This window comes from Aestuariibaculum sp. YM273 (assembly GCF_030908365.1).
In the GTDB taxonomy this organism is placed as follows: domain Bacteria; phylum Bacteroidota; class Bacteroidia; order Flavobacteriales; family Flavobacteriaceae; genus Aestuariibaculum; species Aestuariibaculum marinum.
This window is the reverse complement of the sequence record NZ_CP133090.1, coordinates 3,465,085-3,485,508: the sequence shown is the minus strand read 5'-3', so window position 1 is coordinate 3,485,508 and position 20,424 is coordinate 3,465,085. Positions and strand designations below refer to the sequence as shown.

At 33.6% G+C, this 20,424-nt stretch carries 15 protein-coding genes; 8 read left to right on the top strand and 7 right to left on the bottom strand.

Annotated elements, in window-relative coordinates:
• Positions 1 to 28: 28 nt before the first annotated feature.
• Positions 29 to 3,382, top strand: a complete 3,354-nt coding sequence (locus RBH94_RS14900) for a glycoside hydrolase family 2 TIM barrel-domain containing protein (protein ID WP_307881605.1) — start codon at positions 29 to 31, stop codon at positions 3,380 to 3,382.
• Positions 3,383 to 3,460: 78 nt separating this feature from the next.
• Here the strand turns inward: RBH94_RS14900 and RBH94_RS14895 are convergent, their stop codons facing one another.
• Positions 3,461 to 4,657, bottom strand: a complete 1,197-nt coding sequence (locus RBH94_RS14895; protein WP_258226960.1) for an IS256 family transposase — start codon at positions 4,655 to 4,657, stop codon at positions 3,461 to 3,463.
• A 194-nt stretch (positions 4,658 to 4,851) separates the two neighbouring features.
• Here RBH94_RS14895 and RBH94_RS14890 point away from each other — a divergent pair, with 194 nt between their 5' ends.
• The 5 genes from RBH94_RS14890 (at position 4,852) to RBH94_RS14870 (ending at position 12,229) form a co-directional block, all read left to right on the top strand.
• On the top strand, positions 4,852 to 5,190 hold the full coding sequence (locus RBH94_RS14890; RefSeq protein WP_307881604.1) for a DUF4870 domain-containing protein: 339 nt from the start codon (positions 4,852 to 4,854) through the stop codon (positions 5,188 to 5,190).
• A 226-nt stretch (positions 5,191 to 5,416) separates the two neighbouring features.
• The gene (locus tag RBH94_RS14885; protein WP_307881603.1) at positions 5,417 to 8,227 is read left to right on the top strand and encodes a histidine kinase; all 2,811 of its coding nucleotides are present in this window, start codon (positions 5,417 to 5,419) and stop codon (positions 8,225 to 8,227) included.
• A 5-nt stretch (positions 8,228 to 8,232) separates the two neighbouring features.
• A complete protein-coding gene (locus RBH94_RS14880) occupies positions 8,233 to 8,985 on the top strand; it encodes a LytTR family DNA-binding domain-containing protein (RefSeq protein WP_307881602.1) in 753 nt (250 codons plus the stop codon).
• A 103-nt stretch (positions 8,986 to 9,088) separates the two neighbouring features.
• Positions 9,089 to 11,626 carry a T9SS type A sorting domain-containing protein gene (locus RBH94_RS14875; protein WP_307881601.1) on the top strand — a complete coding sequence of 846 codons (2,538 nt, stop codon included), beginning with the start codon at positions 9,089 to 9,091 and terminating at the stop codon, positions 11,624 to 11,626.
• Positions 11,627 to 11,683: 57 nt separating this feature from the next.
• On the top strand, positions 11,684 to 12,229 hold the full coding sequence (locus RBH94_RS14870; protein ID WP_307881600.1) for a hypothetical protein: 546 nt from the start codon (positions 11,684 to 11,686) through the stop codon (positions 12,227 to 12,229).
• A 109-nt stretch (positions 12,230 to 12,338) separates the two neighbouring features.
• On the opposite strand, the gene dnaN is transcribed toward RBH94_RS14870, so the two are convergent.
• From dnaN to RBH94_RS14845, 5 genes are all read right to left on the bottom strand, one after another.
• Positions 12,339 to 13,457: a DNA polymerase III subunit beta gene (dnaN, locus tag RBH94_RS14865; protein WP_188222241.1), complete on the bottom strand. Its 1,119-nt coding sequence runs from the start codon at positions 13,455 to 13,457 to the stop codon at positions 12,339 to 12,341.
• Positions 13,458 to 13,637: 180 nt separating this feature from the next.
• Positions 13,638 to 15,305, bottom strand: a complete 1,668-nt coding sequence (gldG, locus tag RBH94_RS14860; RefSeq protein ID WP_307881599.1) for a gliding motility-associated ABC transporter substrate-binding protein GldG — start codon at positions 15,303 to 15,305, stop codon at positions 13,638 to 13,640.
• The gene (locus tag RBH94_RS14855) at positions 15,298 to 15,783 is read right to left on the bottom strand and encodes a hypothetical protein (protein ID WP_307881598.1); all 486 of its coding nucleotides are present in this window, start codon (positions 15,781 to 15,783) and stop codon (positions 15,298 to 15,300) included. The genes gldG and RBH94_RS14855 overlap by 8 nt, the downstream gene beginning before the upstream one ends.
• Positions 15,780 to 16,499, bottom strand: a complete 720-nt coding sequence (gene gldF / locus RBH94_RS14850; protein ID WP_307881597.1) for a gliding motility-associated ABC transporter permease subunit GldF — start codon at positions 16,497 to 16,499, stop codon at positions 15,780 to 15,782. The genes RBH94_RS14855 and gldF overlap by 4 nt, the downstream gene beginning before the upstream one ends.
• Before the next feature lie 107 nt (positions 16,500 to 16,606).
• Positions 16,607 to 17,464, bottom strand: coding sequence for an S-adenosyl-l-methionine hydroxide adenosyltransferase family protein (locus RBH94_RS14845; RefSeq protein WP_307881596.1), 858 nt, complete (start codon positions 17,462 to 17,464; stop codon positions 16,607 to 16,609).
• Between the two features lie 154 nt (positions 17,465 to 17,618).
• Between RBH94_RS14845 and RBH94_RS14840 the strand changes: the two genes are divergently transcribed.
• Together RBH94_RS14840 and RBH94_RS14835 are read left to right on the top strand one after the other, a co-directional pair.
• Positions 17,619 to 18,572 carry a PhoH family protein gene (locus RBH94_RS14840; RefSeq protein WP_188222236.1) on the top strand — a complete coding sequence of 318 codons (954 nt, stop codon included), beginning with the start codon at positions 17,619 to 17,621 and terminating at the stop codon, positions 18,570 to 18,572.
• A gap of 185 nt (positions 18,573 to 18,757) precedes the next feature.
• On the top strand, positions 18,758 to 19,714 hold the full coding sequence (locus RBH94_RS14835) for a phosphoribosylaminoimidazolesuccinocarboxamide synthase (RefSeq protein WP_307881595.1): 957 nt from the start codon (positions 18,758 to 18,760) through the stop codon (positions 19,712 to 19,714).
• Positions 19,715 to 19,769: 55 nt separating this feature from the next.
• On the opposite strand, the gene RBH94_RS14830 is transcribed toward RBH94_RS14835, so the two are convergent.
• Complete coding sequence (locus RBH94_RS14830; RefSeq protein WP_307881594.1) at positions 19,770 to 20,345, bottom strand: Crp/Fnr family transcriptional regulator; 576 nt, start codon at positions 20,343 to 20,345, stop codon at positions 19,770 to 19,772.
• Positions 20,346 to 20,424: the final 79 nt, after the last annotated feature.

Below are 20,424 nucleotides of genomic sequence, written 5' to 3'. Positions count from 1 at the left end.
GTTTGTGTTCGAACACATTAACATTAGTATGAAAAACAACTTAACAAGCTTAACACTACTCTGTTTTACAAATTTATTCTTTGCTCAAGAACTACCTCAGGATCTAAAACATTACATTCAAAATCCTCAGGTAATTTCTGAAAATAAAGAAGACACACATACCACCTTTTATTCATTTTCTTCAGAAAGTGAAGCTTTAAAAAATAACTGGAAAGCATCTGCAAATTACATCAGTTTAGATGGACAGTGGAAATTTAAATGGGTTCGTAAACCAGCAGATCGTCCTAAGGATTTTATGAAGCCTGAAATCGATGTTACTGATTGGGATAATATTAAAGTCCCTGCTAATTGGGAAGTAGAAGGCTATGGAGTCCCAATTTACGTAAACCATCAGTATGAGTTTGCCGATTATAAAGCACCGGTTTCAAACGAGATTACTTTCGAAGATAAAATATACCCGTCTAATCCGGGACAAGTACCATTTGACTATAATCCTGTAGGATCTTATAGACGTACTTTTACAGTAACCAAGGGCTGGGATGAAAAGGAAGTGTTTTTGCATATTGGAGCCATGAAATCTGGAGGTTTCGTTTGGATTAATGGTGAATATGTTGGGTATTCTCAAGGGAGTAAACTTCCGGCAGAATTTAATATTTCAAAATATTTAAAGGAAGGAGAAAACACCATTGCCCTTCAAATTTTTAGATGGACTGACGGTTCGTATTTAGAGTGTCAGGATTTCTGGAGAATTAGTGGAATTGAGCGTAGTGTTTATGTGTATGCTCAGCCAAAATCGCGTATTAAGGATTTCGAAGTTATGGCAACTCTTGATGGTGCCTATACTACAGGAAATTTAGACCTTACTGTGGCTGTTAATAATTCAGATTCAAAATCAAATACGGTTGATGTTTTTTACGAGGTTTTAGACCAAAAAGGTTCTGCTGTTGCAAAAGGAAGTGATTCGGTTAAAGTGCCATCAGACGGAACGATTAATGTGAATTTGAAAACTCAAATTTTTAATGTGTTGCCTTGGACGGCTGAAACACCAAACCTTTATCAGGTAGTGGTGACGACTAAAGACAAAGGAAAGATTTTAGAGTCGACATCTACAAAAGTAGGGTTTAGAACGGTTGAAATTAAAAATGGCTTGTTACGTGTAAACGGACAAGTGATTACTTTAAAAGGGGTAAATACACAAGAGCATAACCCAGAAACTGGCCATGTGGTTAGTGAAGCGCAGATTTTAAAAGATATTCAGCTTTGGAAAGAGAATAACATTAATGCCGTTAGGCTAAGTCATTACCCACAGCAAGAAAAATTTTATGAGTTGTGTGATATTTATGGAATTTACGTGGTAGACGAAACGAATATCGAATCGCATGGTATGTACTACGGAAGTCATTCGCTTGCGAAGGTTGAAAAATGGGAAAAAGCCCATGTCGATCGTATGATTCGTATGGTAGAACGCGATAAAAACCACCCTTCGGTAATCATCTGGTCTATGGGTAACGAGGCTGGAAACGGAATTAACTTTTTTGCGGGATATGATGCTATCAAAGCACATGATAAGCAAAAGCGTCCGGTACAATACGAGCGCGCTTATAAAGATGTAGATGGTAATTTATTCGATATGGAGGCGAACACAGATATCATCGTGCCTCAGTATCCATCACCAGCTGGTTTTGAAAATATAGGAAGATCGAAAACAGACCGTCCTTTTATTCCTTCGGAATATGCCCATGCTATGGGAAACAGCACAGGAAACTTTCAAGATTACTGGGATGTTATTGAACAGCATGACAACTTACAAGGTGGTTTCATTTGGGATTGGGTCGATCAATCTATTTGGAAAACTAACAAAAAAGGTGAAAAGTATTATGCTTACGGAGGGGACTATGGTGAAGGTATGCCTACCGATAACACCTTTTTAAATAATGGAATAATTTTTCCTGACCGCACACCTCATCCGGGGTTATATGAAGTGAAAAAAGCCCACGAGTTTATTAATTTTAAGCACAAAGGTATTAATAGAGATAATCAGGTAAGAGTTTTAGTTGAGAACCTTTATGATTTTACCAATCTGGATAAGTTCGATATAAAAGCAAAAATAAAAGCTAATGGAACTATTTTAGATACGTTTGACGCCGGAAGTATAGCCGTAGAGCCTCATACAGGAAAACTAGTAAGGGTACCATTGAATAATATAGAGTTTAAAGAAAATACCGAATATTTTTTAGAGATAGAAGCTGTGCTTAAAGAAGGTTGGGGGATATTGAAAGCTGGTTATGTAGTAGCACATGAGCAAATTTTATTAGGAAGAAAGATAAAATGGCAAGAAGAAAGTATTGCTACTAGCTCCTCTATTAAAGTAAAAGATAGCAAGGAAAGTTTAGAGCTTTCGGGAGAAGATTTTGAAGTTCTGTTCGATAAATCTGCGGGTAAAATGGTGTCTTATAAGTTTGCAAATGAAGAGTTGATTAAAGACCAAAACGGACCAAAACCAAACTTCTGGCGTGCACCAACAGATAATGATTTTGGTAATCGTATGCAGGAAAAAAATATTAAATGGAAGGAAGCAACGCTTAATCAAAAAGTAACATCTTTTATGGTAGACGATTCTCAAGAAGGCAAAGTAACAGCAACCATTACATATACTTTACCTGGTGTTGAGACCACGTTTGTTTCGGTTTATACCATTTTAGCAAATGGTATGATTAAAATAGATAATACGTTAAATACAACTACTTATCAAGCAGATATTCCTAGAGTGGGTATGCGCATGCAGTTACCAAAAGCATTTAGTAATATGACGTATTACGGACGTGGTCCATGGGAAAATTATACAGATAGAAAAGCCTCAGCTTTTGTAGATGTATACAATTCATCGGTTTCCGATCAGTATGTGCCGTATATTCGTCCTCAGGAAAATGGATATAAAACCGATGTACGTTGGGTTGCTTTTGCTAATACAAACAATAACGGTTTACTGGTAGTGTCTTCAGCAGGCAACCAAAAGGATTTAGGATTAAGTGCATTGCATATGCTTAATGAAGATTTTGATGCGACGGATGGTTTAAATTATGCATTAGAAAATAAAGTTGAAAAACACGCAACACAGGATGCGAATTATAGTGATGGTATGCCTGAAGTAAATAAAAGCAAACACACCATAGATATTGTAGAACGCGATTTAGTTCAATTAAATATAGATATGGATCAACGTGGTGTTGGTGGTGATAACAGCTGGGGCGCTAGACCACAAAAGGAGTATACTTTAAGTGGAGATCATGTGAATACCTATAGTTTTTATATGGTTCCATTTAAAAATGGAAATAAGGAAAAGTTTACCGAATTATTCAAATCGGTTTACACATGTAAATAATTTTCTAATATTATTAAATTTAAAAAGACACTATCCCGAAAAGTGTGTAAAGTATAAAATATCGAGGGTTTAGCTTTTTTAAATCTGGACCCTTTTTTCAAATATAGTTAAAAACTGGTTTAAAATAATGCCCCAGTTTCTAATCGGCATCGACCATTTTTTAGTAGCCTCTCTAAGAGCTAAAAAAGTGGACTTCATTACTGCTTCATCTGTTGGAAATGACAGCTTGTTTTTGGTGTACTTCCTGATTTTTCCATTAAGGTTTTCAATAAGGTTCGTGGTGTAAATGATTTTCCTAATTTCTAAAGGAAATTCATAGAAAGCGGTAAGCTCTTCCCAGTTGTCATTCCAGCTTTTAATAGCGTAAGAGTACTTGTGTTCCCATTTTTGAGCAAAGTCCTCTAGAGCGGCTTTTGCTGCGCTTTTGGTGGGTGCATCGTAGATATTTTTCATATCCTTTGTAAAGGCCTTCTTGTCTTTCCAAACCACATAGCGGCAAGCGTTACGAATTTGATGCACCACGCAGATTTGGGTTTTAGATTCAGGAAAAACGTTTTTAATGGTATCGGTAAAGCCGTTAAGATTATCTGTAGCTGTGATAAGCAAATCCTGAACGCCTCTAGCTTTAATATCAGTCAAGACACTCATCCAAAAGGCTGCCGATTCATTCTTACCCAGCCAAAGTCCCAAAACTTCCTTTTTACCATCCCTGCGTAATCCTACAGCAATGTACATGGTTTTGTTAATGACTTTGGAGTTCTCCCGAACTTTGAATACAATACCGTCCATCCAAGTAATTAAATATACAGGCTCTAGTGGTCTGTTTTGCCAGGCAACAATATCATTGGTCACTTTATCTGTGATGCGAGATATGGTAGATGTAGATACATCAAAATCGTAAACTTCTCGGATTTGTTCTTCGATATCAGAATTACTCATACCCTTTGCATAAAGGCTGATAATGACGTTTTCTATGCCATCGACCATATTGGTACGTTTAGGAACTAACATAGGGTTAAAAGAGGCTTCTCGGTCTCTGGGAACTTTAATATTGGTCTCTCCTAAAGCTGTTTTTATCTTTTTAGAAGCGTAACCGTTACGGGTATTGCTATTGTCGGATTGTTGATGTTTATCATAATCTAAATGCGCATCAAGTTCTCCTTCTAGCATCTTTTCAATACCTCGCTTTTGGATGGATTTTAGAAAGGAGGTCAGTTCGTCTCCTGTTTTAAACTGTTTTAAAAAATCGTCGTTTAGAAAATCTTCTTTCTTCATAAGTGTGTAAATTTTAAAATTAAACAAAAAAAATATCGAGAGCATTAACCCTCGATTTTTAATCTTTACACACTTTGTGAGATACTACCTTTAAAAATCCGTAGCTTTTTCAGCTACGGATTTTTTTATTTGTAGTTGTAACTTTTCTTAAATTCGTTAGTCTAATAAGTGTCAATCAAAACACATAATCAATCATGAGAAAAGATAATCAATTACTAGTCATAACCCATTTAAGTCAGTTAGTAACCTTAGTGTTAGGTTTTGGAAGCTTATTATTACCCTTAATTATTTGGTTAACACAAAAGGATAAGGTTTACCAAATGGATGAACACGGTAAGAATATTGTAAACTTTCAATTGAGTTTAATTGTATATTGCTTACTATGTATTCCATTAATGCTGCTGTGTGGTATAGGACTTGTTGGATTTATTATAATTGGAATAGTTTCACTCATCTTTCCAATAATTAATGCTATAAAAGCCAGTAATGGCGAAGTTGCAAAATATCCATTATCTCTTAATTTTATTAATTAGTTTATTTAATTAAGATATTAATAAGACGCTCACTATTGTGGAGCGTTTTTTGTTTATTTAGAAAAAAATAGACCAGGTTTAGAAAAAATCACTTTTAGTATATGGGATTAATAATAAGTTTGTTTTTTTGCTAATCTTGATGCTTAAATTAAAAACTAACATATTACTTCTTTTTTTGATTCTGTTGGTCAATTCAGGTTTTACTCAAAATCCGATAACAGTAAACATGTCTACAGTATCTAATTTACCAGATATTGAATTTTATGATATAGTTGAAGATAATAACAAAGCGATATGGTTAGCAGCCGATAAAGGTTTATATCGATATAACGGCAGAAGCTATATTAAAACAACGCATCAAGAGCAGCATGGAAATTCTGTATTTGGTCTTAAATTAGATAAGCATGGCCGACTTTGGTGTAATAATATTTACGGACAGCTATTTTATGTTGAAAATAACACAATGTATCTTTTTTTTGATGCAAATAAAATTACTAATGGTCAGCTAGTTCCTTTTGAGGTTTATGATTTAAAAATAAGGTTATTCACAGAGCAAGGGGTTTTTGAAGTTGATAAAAACACAAAAAAGGTATCTAAAGTAAATGACTGGCACATTATGAGTGTTAGTCAATATAATAATGAAGATTTTGTGTTTCTTCTTGATAATAATGCTAAAATTATTTCGTCGAATAGTGACGAGATGCAACAAATTCTTGAAATAGATCAGTATCATCAATTACAATCTGCTCAGGTATTCGCCTTATCTCATCATGTGTTTGTTAATTACAGATTTGAAGGTAAGAATACCATTTATATTATAGACAAAGCAACAAAACGAACACAGAAGTTAATTACTCCAGAATTATTGGTTAACCGCACAATTTACAGAATTCTTGAAATTGATAATACGTATTGGTTCTGTACAGATTCAGGGGTCTATTTGTATGATTACAGTTGGTTTAACCTAAAATTAAAATCACACTACTTCAAGGGAGAATCCATTTCTAAAGTTGTTAAAGATTTCAATGGCAATTATTGGTTTTCGACTTTGGATAATGGAATTTTTGTATCTCAAAATATTCAGATAAAAACATATAATCTGGACGATAAAAAAAACAAAATAACATCATTTTGTGCATTAAAAGATAATAGGTTTGTTTTTGGTACTAACAATGGTAAGATATTATTTTATAAAAAAGGAATTTTGGAGCATTCTATACATTTACCCAGAGCGAAACCCGTAGGTCAATTTTATTATGATGATAAAAAACAGGCTTTGTTGGTTAGTTTGAATGTAACAAAGTCCTATGTTATAGATTTAACGAATTACAAAGTAACAGATGCTGCCAATAAGTTTGCTGTGGCTAAAAGTTTTTCTGCTTTAGGAAACGAGAATTTGTTTTATGGAAATTATAAGGAAGGCATTATATATCATAACCCCTTAAATTCAGATTCGTTATCAGTTTTGCGAGACAAACGGGTAAAAACTTCATGGTTTTCAAAGGGAAAATCGTTATACATATCTTTTATTGATGGCTTGTACGAATTCAAAAACAACACTTTAAAAGAAATTATTTATGAAGGAGAAAGTGTTTTAATCAATGAAATAGCTGAAACAGATGGGAGCTTATGGTTTGCAACCCAGCACTATGGTTTAATTCGTTTTTATAATAGTGAACTTGAACCAATGGATTTGAAAGTTTTAAATGATAAATTAATAAACTCAATCGTAGGTGATGGCAAATTTTTATGGATTTTAACAGATAGCGAATTAATACAATATGACACTTTAACCCAACAAATCAAAATTTTAAGCACACAGGATGGGGTCGATGCATCCAGTAGTCAGTTATTGGTATTAAAGGACGATATTTTAATTATTAAACCTAATATCTTCTATAAAATTCCTAAACAGGACTCCGTATTTAAAACGCATTATACGGCTCCTTTAAATATTAAATCAGTTTTTGTTAATGATTCAACATTACCACTTCAAGAACATTACGTGCTCGATTATAATCAAAACAATATAGGTTTAGAGTTTAATTCAAACGGTTTCCTTTCCGATAAATATGTACAGTATGCTTACAGGATAAGTGAAACCGATAATGTTTGGCACAACGTTCCTTTAGGTGTAAATAAAGCTGTTTTTAATAATTTAAACAGTGGAAAGTATACGGTTGAGGTAAAAGCTTTAAATACAGGAGGAAAGGAGGGGGAAACCTTAACTCCAATTCGTTTTGAAATAAGTAAACCGTTTTGGGAAGCTTCATGGTTTTATTCATTAGTTAGTTTATGCCTGATTATCATTATTTGGATGATTTTTAATCAAAAATTAAAGAAAAAGGAGCAAGATCGTTTGGCGGAGATAGATAAAATATTAAGTGATAAAAAGATAACGAATTTACGTTTAGAAAACTTAAGATCGCAAATGAATCCGCATTTTATCTTTAATGCGCTCAATTCTATTCAGGATTATATCATTTCAAACGAAAGAGAGCTTGCCAGTTCATACCTCGTTAAATTTAGTAGGTTAATTCGTTTGTACCTAAATTACAGTCAGCAAAATGAAATTACACTAAGCCAGGAAATTGACGCCTTAAAGTTATACTTAGAATTAGAAAAAATAAGGTTTGCTGAAGAGCTTAATTACGAAATTTTAGTCGATTCAGGTTTAAATACGAATCAAATAAAAGTACCATCGTTATTTGTTCAGCCTTACATTGAAAATGCCTTAAAGCATGGTTTATTGCATAAGTCGGGTGAGAGAAAGTTGTCTGTAAGTTTTAACGAAATAAGACAAACAAATAGTCTAGAAATTATTGTAGAAGATAATGGGGTGGGTAGGCAAGCTTCAGAAGCCATAAACAAATCACTTCGCACTTATAAATCGTTTGCTACAAAAGCCAATCAAGAGCGCGTGTTTTTGTATAAGCATAAGCTTAAACGTGAAATAGATATCGATATAGAAGATTTGTATGATGATCAACATCAGCCTAAAGGAACGAGGGTCACAATTAAAATATTAATAAAATAGAAGTGATGAAAGCCATAATTATTGATGACGAAAAACGTGCAAGACATTTGTTGTCTAATCTAATAATAGAGCACTGCAGGTCAATTACAGACATTAAGGAGGCGGCAGATTTAAAAACTGGCGTAGATTTAATTAAGTCCGAAAAGCCAGATATCGTATTTTTAGATATAGAAATGCCAAATCAGTCGGGGTTAGAAATTCTGGAATATTTTTCGGGTCAAATCGATTTTAAAATCATTTTTGTTACTGCATACAATCAATATGCTATAGAAGCTTTTAAACTCTCAGCTATTGATTATTTACTAAAACCTGTTGATATTACAGAGCTTAAAGAAGCGGTGACAAAAGCAAAAGAAGCGATAGAGGCTAATAATTTAAGCCAACAATTAAGTAAGCTTCGCGATTCGTTAAAGCAATTATCTATAGATAAAATTGCTTTAGAAATTCCTAAAGGTATTTTGTTCGCTTCACATAACGATATAGTTTATTTTGAAGCAGATGGCATGTATACCAATGTGCAGTTAGCAGAAGGTAAGCAAAAAACTATTTGTAAACCGTTGAAGCATTTTGTGGAACAATTATCAAAAAACGCCATGTTTTTTAAATGCCACCGGTCGTATTTTATAAATTTAAAATATGTAGAAGAATTGGTTAAAGATGATGGCGATTATTTGCTAATGAGTAATCAAAAACGCATTCCTATATCAAAATCTAAACGCGATCAATTTTTAATAGTCGTTAAAGAAACATTTCTATAATTAATTCAGAAAGAAATTAAGGTACTTCAGAAAAATCTAAATTGGAAACTTAGACTCTAGCAGTTGTTTTGTAGTTGATTAATCATAAAAATTCTCAACTACAATGAAAAAAACTTTACTATTATTTACTACCTACTTATGCATAGGCGTATCTGCTGTTTTTGCTCAAAACGTAAATATTCCTGATGCAAACTTTAAAGCGTTTCTTGTTGGAAATGCATCAATTAATACAGACGGGAACACTGAAATTTCTCTTGCTGAAGCTCAGGCTTTCACAGGTGAATTATTAATTAATGGCTTGTCCATTTCAGATTTAACAGGAATTGAAGCCTTCGTAAACATTACACGCTTAGATTGCTATAGTAATAATTTAACGGCATTAGATGTAAGTAATAATCTGGCATTAACACGCTTGCACTGTGCAGATAATCAAATTGAAACATTAGATATTAGTGCAAACACATTAATTACAGATATTCAATGCCATAACAATGGTGTGTTATATCAATTAAATATTGCAAATGGTAATAATTTCAATATCAATTGGATGAAAGCCTATGGTAATAGCTTATCGTGTATTCAAATAGATGCTGGTATTACACCACCTGCAGAAGCTGGTATTTATAGTCAAGGATGGACCAAAGGAAATTCTGCATTTTATAGCTACGATTGTGCCGCGTTAAATCAAATTGTAACTATTCCAGATGCTAATTTTAAAAGTTTTTTAGTAAACGATAGTAGTATCAATTTAAATAACGATTCTGAAATTACTATGGCAGAGGCTCAAGTAACCACCGAATTAATAATGAATGGTTTGGGTATTTCAGATTTAACAGGAATTGAAGCTTTTACTAATTTAACACGTTTAGATGTTCCAAATAATAGCATAACAACAATTGATGTTAGTAACAATTTATCTCTTACACGTTTGCATGTTGCTGCTAATAATTTAACAAGTTTAGATATTCGTTTAAACACAAGTATTACTGAAATTTTCTGCTATGATAATAGTCAGTTAGAGACTTTGTTAATTTCTAACGGAAATAATAGCAATTTCAACTACATGAAGGCGTATTCAAATCCAAATTTGACGTGTATTCAGGTTGATAACGGGTTTTCGCCACCAGCTAATAGTGGTCAGTACTTGGTAGGATGGACTAAAGATAGTCATGCTAGTTATAGCGTTAATTGCATTCCTACGGTATATTATGTAGATGCTAATGCGACTGGAGCAAACGATGGAAGCTCTTGGAGTGATGCTTATACCAATATTATAGATGCTTTATCTGCAACAAGTCTTAATGATGACATTTGGGTAGCTAAAGGAACTTACACCTTAATAGATGTAAATACCCCTATCTCTGTGACTACCAATGAAATTAATATTGTTGGCGGATTTGCAGGGACTGAAACAACTTTAGCAGAGAGAGATGTTGCTTTAATTCACACAACTAATGCGACTGTTTTTACAGGTGATATGAACGGTGATGACATTGAAGGTGATTTTACATCTAATAAAACAGATAATGCAGAACGATTGTTTAGCGTAACAGCAAATGATGTTACTTTTGATGGCATCATCTTTGAAAATATTTACGATACATCGGCAGCTGGAGGTGTAAATGAAAATGGGGTTATTTATATTCCAAACAGTGCAGATATCTCAAATTTAAAAATTAAAAACTCTGTAATTAGATATAATTATTCAAACGGATATTTGTTGAAAATGAGAAAACTAAGTGGTGGACTATTTTTAGAAAACACCAAGCTTGTTTATAATACTTCGGTTAATTTTGGTTTAATTTATTTGCAGTCAGATAGTACAAACGGTTACGTTTTTACAAGATGGGCTAACGTTTTGGTTGCAGATAACGACACGAATATTGCAGCATTGGATATTCTAAGATCAGACTGGAGTAATGGTAATACTTTGGATGCAGTTATCACTAACAGTACTTTTGTTAACAATATCAATAATTCCACTTACGGTAATGTTATTACAGCTTCGGGAAATGCAAGTCTAAACCTTAATATATATAATTCTATTTTTTGGCAAAACACAATTAACGGAACAGCCGCAACAAGAGATATTTCCAATGGAGCAGAAGCTAATTTTGATGTTGTTATAAACAATACCATTGCAACTGTACCTAATAATGCAGGGACTTACGGAACTTTTTCAGCAACCAATATAACGACTTTAAATCCTGCTACTGACAACTTGAATTTAGACGCAGATTATAAGCCAACAGTAGCTTCATTATATATTATAGATCAAGGTGATAATGCGCATTTTAATGTCACTTTGTTTGGTTCATTAGATCTATCAGGAAATGATAGATTTGTAAATGCAACTCTAGATTTAGGAGCTTTCGAGTATACCTCTTCAACTCTAAGTATTGATGATTTTACTAAAGATTTATCAATTTCATTATATCCTAATCCTGTAGGCAACACTTTATATTTAAAATCGAAGCAAGACATACAAAATTTAGCTATTTACAATAGTAATGGTCAGTTAATAAAACAATCTGATTCTATAAATAAGGGAATGACTGTAGATGATTTGGTTTCAGGATTGTATCTGATACAAATAACAACCAATTCAGGGGTAAGTACTAAAAAGTTTATCAAACAATAAATTAGTTAAAATTAAAATTAAGAGGCATCCAATTTGGGTGCTTTAATTTGTGTATTTATGAGAATATTAAAAGTAGTAACCTTAGTTTTATCATCCTTTATATTACTGTCTTGTTCATCAGATGATAATAAGGAAAAGGCAAGAGGTATAATTGTAATAGGGGAAGATCAGTTTGAAGTCAAGTCAGCATTTTTAGGAGTTTCATTTGGTAACACCTTTATTGAATTAAGTAATAAATCGTCAGATGAGGTGATGTCTTCTTTAAGTTCTGGTGCTTCTTTACAAGGTGTAGATTTTATGCACTTTAGAATTAATCAAGCCTCTATTGGTGAAACAACTTATAATTTAAATGAATTAAATGATTTTGATTTCACTGTAAATGGTGAAATTTTCGAAGCCGAATTTGAAGGGGGTGTGACTGTTTTGTCTAAGAATGATATTAATAATAATCTGGAAGCTAATTCAGGCAGCATAACAATAACCTATTATTCTGTAGATAGGATAGAATTTACATTTGAATTTGAAAGGAAAGATGGCACTACTATTTATGGTAGTTATAATGGAGAGTATACTACCATAGATAATAATAACGATGGACAATAGTTCTGCTATGCTATTTTAAATAATTGAGGGATTGTTGAAGTAGTGTAATGAAAAACGCCCACCATTTGGTGAGCGTTTTTTTGTTTTAATATATTTTGTATCTAAAATTTTAGCTATTTAACATAACAGGCATAACAAGCATAGTAATTTGTTCGCCATCATCTAAACCATCAATAGGAGTTAAGATACCAGCACGATTTGGCATACTCATTTCTAATTGAACATCATCAGAGCCTAAGTTGTTTAACATCTCCATTAAAAAGCGAGAGTTGAAGCCAATTTGCATATCGTCTCCTTGGTAATCACAAGTTAAACGTTCTTCAGCTTTGTTACTGTAGTCGATATCTTCGGCAGAAATATTCAATTCAGCACCAGCAATTTTTAAACGAATCTGGTGTGTTGTTTTATTTGAGAAAATGCTAACACGACGCACAGAGTTCGAAAACTGTGTTCTGTCAATCACTAATTTGTTCGGGTTTTCTTTAGGAATTACCGCTTCGTAGTTAGGGTATTTACCATCGATTAAACGACAAATTAAGGTTGAGTTTTCAAAAATGAATTTCGCGTTAGAATCGTTGTATTCAATTGTAACGTCTTCCTCACTACCAGCTAAAATACCTTTCAATAGGTTTAAAGGTTTTTTAGGCATGATGAATTCTGCAACCTGACTGGCTTTAATATCTTCACGCGTGTATTTAACTAATTTATGAGCATCGGTAGCCACAAACGTTAAACCTTCAGTAGAGAATTGAAAAAATACACCGCTCATTACCGGACGTAAATCGTCGTTTCCGGCAGCAAAAATGGTTTTACTAATTGCGGTAGCTAAAACATCACCTAAAACCACTGTTTTACTCGGGTCTTCAAGAACAACCGCCTTAGGGAATTCTTTTCCGCTGGCATAAGCTAAAGCATATTTACCGTGATTAGAGCTAATTTCAACAGTGTTGTTATCTTCAATAACAAAAGTTAACGGTTGCTCTGGAAATGTTTTAAGCGTATCAAGTAATAATCGTGCAGGAATAGCAACGCTACCTTCACTATTGCTTTCAACTTCAAGTGTAGAAGACATCGTGGTCTCTAAATCACTTGCAGAGACGGTTAATTGAGACTGGTTTAATTCAAATAAAAAGTTATCTAAAATAGGTAATGTATTAGAGCTATTGATAACCCCTCCTAAAACTTGCAATTGTTTTAATAAATAAGTACTCGATACTATAAATTTCATGTTTTAACTTTATGGTTTTGGTTGATTACATGCTACCATTACAAACTAATAACTGTGTTTTGGTACACAGAAGTAACCTTATGATGTGTTACATGTAAAAGAACTTAGTTTAAGTCTTGAATTATACTACTTACAAATATATTCGATACCCCGAAATATAGGAAACAAACTTATTAACATTTAAGCGCCGTATTTTTTCTTTCTTACGTAATTATAAGTAAAACCAAAGATTGCAAGCAATACAAGTGGTAACGCAATGTTTATAAGTTGCCATTTGGTTTTTTCGGCAGCTATTTCTTGTTGATTTAAAAACGCAACATCTATGTGTTTAGATCTAATGTTAATGAGTCCTGAATCGTCTAAAAGATAGTTAACGGCATTTAATAAAAATTCTTTGTTACCGTATTGCTGTCCTGTCCAGCGATCGAAACCTAATTCCTGAGGTACACCTCTAACCACATCGTTTTTAATCACGTCACCATCTGCAACTACAATCATTTTTGTCGGTACACTTAAGTCTTTTTTCTGTTGTAACTTAAACGGTTTTATTCGATTGCTGTAAACCGAAGGAAATTCGCCTTCAAGCAACACGGCAAGCGTTTGATTGCCTTTGTTGAAAAGCGACGGGTCTTGCTCTTTGGTGACTAAATCTAAACTGATTTCTCTTGGCGTACCTTCCAGTTTGGTTAATGGCGCACTTTCTAACAGGATGGTTTTAGAAACATTATTTTTTAAAGTATCAATCTGATTAGCAAAATCGAAACGTACCAGGTTTAAATTATTGACAATAGGATGATTACTATTATTTGAAGCTAATGGTGAATACGGCCAACGTAAATTTTGAAATTGCGAATTACTACCTTCTCCCATAGCTAGGGTAATAGGAGCAGAGTATAATGTGCTTGTAATAACAGGATTAATACGTACACCGTATTTAAAGAAAAAATCGGTTAGGTTTAAGTCTCTGTTAACTGCGAAGTTTGTTCCGCGTGCGTTATACAAACTATCTTTTTCCATAATTACGGCATCAATCATCCAAAGGCTTTTTCCGCCATTCATAGTGTATTGGTCTAAAACCAGTTTTTCTTGCTCAGAGAAGGCTTCAGTTGGTTTTGCAGCGATAATTAAGTCGAAGTCGTTTAATTCTTTAAGTGATTTTTGCGGATTGTTAGAAACACTATCTAAAGTAAAAGGGGCAATAAAATAATACTCGCCAAGCTTTTTAATAAAATCGGCAATATATTTATCATCAAGTTCTTTGTTACCTTTTAAAACGGCGATTTTCTGATGCTTAGGTGTTACCAGTTTTTTAAAACCATCGGCGAAAGCGTATTCTAAATGTTGAACTGAATTGTTGACTAATTCTTGTTGTGAAGTCCCGATTTTATTTTTTATAAGTGGAATCACAACGGTTTGCTCATTATAGCTGGCTAAGGCCCAAGGAAAGATAACAGCCTGAGATGTTTTGCCACTTTCTTGAACGCTTAATTGCATGGGTGTTAAGCCTCTGGCGGTTAATTGCTGAATGTTTCGTTCTCTAGTCGCTTCGTCTTCTAACGGGTTGATGAAGTTGAAAACAATATTGCTGTTTTCGGCAGCGAATTCTTCTAATAACTGCTTGGTTTCATTTTGAAGCCTTCTAAATTCCGAAGGAAAATCGTCTCCCTTTAAAAAGACATCAACAATAATAGGCGATTCAACGTTATCTATAACATGAATTGCTGCGTCGCTTAAGGTGTATCGCTGATCTTCGGTTAAATCGAATCGTTTAAAAACTTTGCTGCTTAATACATTTAAAAGTACTAAGGCAATAATAAAACCTACGGTATATTTTACTTGTTTATTCAAACTTCGTTTCTAATTGATATTGGGTTGTACTTACCACTTTATTGTTTTCAAAAATGAGCTCTAAACACTCCTGGTCCATATTAAAAGCACCTGGTTTATAGCCTAAGTTATAGTTCCATTTTTCAGGAGAATTAGCTTTGATGCTATCGTCCCAACCAAACCATTCACTTTTCCCTAAAAGAGATTCTACTTCCTGTTTGGTTTTTCCTAAAAATATATTTTTTTCAACCATTTCATTACTCATTTCATATCGTAATGCCGGTTTTTTTATCCAGGCACTGGAATTAAAATGTTTTTCATGATGATAGCTTGAAAATATATTTATTAACGGGTAAAATACATAGAAGTAAATTACCGGAGTTAAAGCTATGGCTAATAGTAAACTTAGCCATTTACGCTTATCGATGGTATTGGTAAACAACCAAACCAAAATGAATACTAAAATAAAGAATATAACGAACAGGGGCGTTAAAATCATTGTTGTTCTTTGTTTATAGTTAATTTGGTTAACATTAAAAATAATGCTGTGATGCTTAAAAAATAAATGATATCTCGAGTATCTAATACACCTCGACTCATACTTTTGTAATGCGAACTCATACCTAGTTGGTCTATAAAATTACTTGAGGTAAAATCGGCTATGCCTTCAAATCCAATATAAAATACGAAGCATAAAAATACAGCAAGAATAAAAGCTACAATTTGATTACTGGATAGTGTAGATGTGAATATGCCAATTGCTGTATAGGCAGCGATTAAAAATAATAGACCGAAATAGGAACCTAGTGTGCTTCCAATGTCTAAATTTCCAACAGGGTTACCTAGTTGATACACGGTATAGACATATAATAGTGTTGGTATAATAGCTATTAGAATGAGAACAAATGCGCCAAAATACTTACCTAAAACAATATTGATATGAGAAATTGGTTTGGTTAGTAGAAGCTCCAGTGTACCTTGTTTTTTTTCATCTGATAAACTCCTCATGGTTACAGCAGGAATAAGGAAAATTAAAATCCAAGGAGCTAATAGAAAGAAGGCTGATAGATCAGCGAAGCCGTAATCCAGAATATTGAATTCGCCTTTAAAGAGCCATAAAAATAAGCTGTTTAATAATAAAAATATGGCAATAACCAAATAGCCAATAGGCGAGGCAAAAAATGAGTTTATTTCTTTCTTTAAAATGGCAAGCATTTATTACGGTTAAAAAATTAAACAAGAGTTTACAGAAGTAAAATTACTAAGAAAAGATTCAGGTTGTGATTTCCAAAATTCCATTTTTACAATTCTTATTAACAACTTTAATTGAGTTTAGGAAGAATGGATTCTGAGATAAAGTTAATACTTACAGTATCCATTAGCGACAGTCCCATAAGTGTAGAAGCACTGCCCACTGTAGCACTATTACTCTTATAAACGGCAATTTCTAAAAAGTTTCCGGAATTAAAAACTACCATTCCACGGCCTTCATCATGACGTTTCTCTTCGGGCACATCAAAATTAACGATGTCACTGTATTTTAAGTATATTTTTTTGAATTTATGATTACGCGCAGAAATCTCGAAAGCACGACCCTTTTGTATGGTTTCAAAAAAGCTGCGTTTAATATTTGTAACCACATTTCCGTAGTTATCAATATAAATAACGCTACCTATAATCTGGGTTTTATCGTCGTTTACATAAGGAATTACATTTCTAATAGGTTTAATATTAGAAATGGTTTTTCCAATAACCTCCAGTGTTCCACCCCGGGCAATATGGCAAGCCACTTTTACAAAAACATCAAGCACAGGAAAGCTCGATTGTATTTTATCGTGGATATTAATTTCAACAATTTTCTCAGGCGTAATTTCAGAGCAAATCATACTCATAATACCGTTGTTGGCGCAGATAAAATAATGATCGTCAAGCTTTAACGCTATGTGTTTGTTTTCTTTATTAATTTCAGAATCAATACCAATAATATGAATCGAGCCTTTAGGAAAACTAGCATAGGCGTTTTGTATAATATAGGCAGCTTCTAAAATGTTGAAAGGCGAAACGCCATGTGAGATATCAACAATTTTAGCATCGGGTAATTCTGTGTAAATCGCTCCTTTTGTCGCGCCAGCAAAGTAATCCTTCTCCCCAAAATCGGTTGTTAATGTAATAATCGCCATCGGCAAAATTGTTGATATGTTTTTAGTGTTACGTGACCCAAATTTATGTATTTTTGAGTAGAAACAGAGTTCCACAAAACTAATAAATCATTTGGTCTGATTAAATATTATTTTAATTTTATCTCTGTAGTAACCTAAAAATAAACCGACGCTTTTGAACGAAATTATTATCGAACTTGAAGAGATTTCTCCGAAAGAATTTTTTGGAGCACAGAACACCAACATCGAACTTCTAAAAAAGTATTTTCCAAAGCTTAAAATAGTAGCGCGAGGAAATAAAGTAAAAGCCTTTGGCGATGAAGAATTACTGGAAGAATTCGACCACAGAATCAATATGCTACTCAAGCATTTTGCTAAATACAACAAAATAGACGAAAACACCATCGAGCGTGTATTAACCAGTCAAAGTAGCGATGATTACAATACATCAGAGCAAAGTGGCGAAGTTATTGTGCACGGCGTAGGAGGTAAGCTTATTAGAGCCCAAACGGCAAACCAACGTAAACTGGTAGAGAATGTTCGTAAAAATGATATGGTTTTTGCAATCGGACCTGCAGGAACAGGAAAGACCTATACTGGCGTCGCTCTAGCAGTACAAGCTTTAAAAAACAAAGAGGTAAAACGAATTATTTTAACGCGTCCAGCAGTTGAAGCCGGTGAGAATCTTGGGTTTTTACCAGGAGATTTAAAGGAGAAATTAGACCCTTACATGCAACCGTTATATGATGCGTTACGAGATATGATTCCTGCCGAAAAACTGGCGCACTATATTGAAAACGGAACCATACAAATAGCACCATTGGCTTTTATGCGTGGTCGCACATTAGATAATGCTTTCGTAATATTGGATGAAGGACAAAATACCACGCATGCGCAAATGAAAATGTTCTTAACGCGTATGGGTAAGAATGCCAAGTTTTTATTAACTGGTGATCCTGGCCAGATTGATTTACCACGACGTACTATTTCAGGATTAAAAGAGGCTTTGTTAATCCTAAAAAATGTGGAAGGTGTTGGTATTATTTTCTTAGACGATAAGGATGTTATTCGCCACCGTTTAGTTAAGAAAGTTATAGAAGCTTATAAGAGTATAGAAAACAGAGAATAGACTTTGTATTAACCGTCTGCTGTTGTCGGTATGGTAATAAGTGTTAGTGATTAAAAGACTTCATGTATAGGGGAATTTAATTTGCTTATTAATTAAGAATTTTAAATATCGATTATCAGTAAAATGCCGAACAATTTGGTAAATTTGCAAGATCAAACAAACAGATAAAAAATAAAAACGAATTCGTGGCAAGTACAGACAACACCATAATCGACACAAACTTTAATTTTCCGGGTCAAAAAAATGTTTACAAAGGAAAAGTTAGAGAAGTATATAATATAAACGACGAGCAATTAGTTATGATTGCTACAGACAGACTTTCGGCATTCGATGTTGTAATGCCTAAGGGAATTCCTTACAAAGGACAAATATTAAATCAGATAGCCACAAAAATGATGGCTGCAACGGAAGATTTAGTCCCAAACTGGTTAACTGCAACGCCAGACCCTAATGTAGCTGTTGGTCATTTATGTGAGCCGTTTAAAGTAGAAATGGTAATTCGTGGGTATATGTCTGGTCATGCTGCTCGTGAGTATAAAGCTGGGAAACGTTTGCTTTGTGGTGTGCCAATGCCTGAAGGTATGAAGGAAAATGATGCCTTTCCGGAACCAATTATTACACCTGCAACAAAAGCTGAAATGGGAGATCATGATGAAGATATTTCTCGTGAGGATATTTTGAAAAGAGGTATTGTTAGTGAGGAGGATTATTTGGTTTTAGAAGATTACACCCGTAAATTATTTAAGCGTGGAACTGAAATTGCTGCCGAACGCGGATTAATTTTAGTAGATACTAAATATGAATTTGGAAAGACTAAAGACGGCAAAATTGTTTTAATTGACGAAATTCATACGCCGGATTCTTCACGATATTTTTATGCTGAAGGTTATCAGGAACGTCAGGATAAAGGTGAAGCTCAAAAGCAACTAAGTAAAGAGTTTGTGCGCCAATGGTTAATTAGTAATAATTTTCAAGGATTAGAAGGGCAGACCGTTCCAGAAATGAGTGATGAATACATTACTTCAGTTAGTGAGCGTTATATTGAATTGTATGAAAACATTACAGGAGAAACATTTGTAAAAGCTGATGTAAGTAATATTCAAGAGCGTATTGAAACTAATGTTTTAGAATATTTAAAATAACACATGTCAAATAACAATAAAAAAGCCCTTTATTTTAAAGGGCTTTTTTTATGTGCTAATTATCGTTTTTAAGTGCATTTTTTCTAATTCTACTTAAAGACTGTGTGGCAATACCGAGATAGCTAGCCAAGTATTTTTGAGGTATGCGATTAACCAAATCAGGGGTTTCTTTTTGCATGCGATAATATCTTACTTCAGCCGTTTCAGTCATGTTTTCTATAAGGCGTTGCTCGGTAAAATCTTGTACTTCGTTTAGCATTTTTCTGGTAAATAGACGCCATGAATCTAATTTCATTAGTTCATTATATTGTTCCAGATTTATTTGCCAGATTACCGACCGTTCCAGAGTTTGAACATTGTCTTTGGTCAGGGTTTGGTTTATAAAGCTCATTCTCGAAGTAATACAATACGGAGCAGGAACGAAAAACTTGGTTATTTCCTGATTGTTATGAGTGACAAAATTTCGAACTAATCCTTCTTCAATAAAGTAAAAATATTTACAAATTTCACCTTCTGTAATTAAAGTTTCATTTTTCTTATAAACCATGCATTCAAAGGCGGATTCAATAACGTTCCAATCCTCCGAAGGAAGGTCTACGTAGTTTTCAATCAAAGCTTTAATGTTATTCATGATGAAAAATGAGAGATCGAAATTCCTAATATTTTTTAAGAAATGAGTTAAGTGTTTGAAGTAAAGTTACTTTAATTAA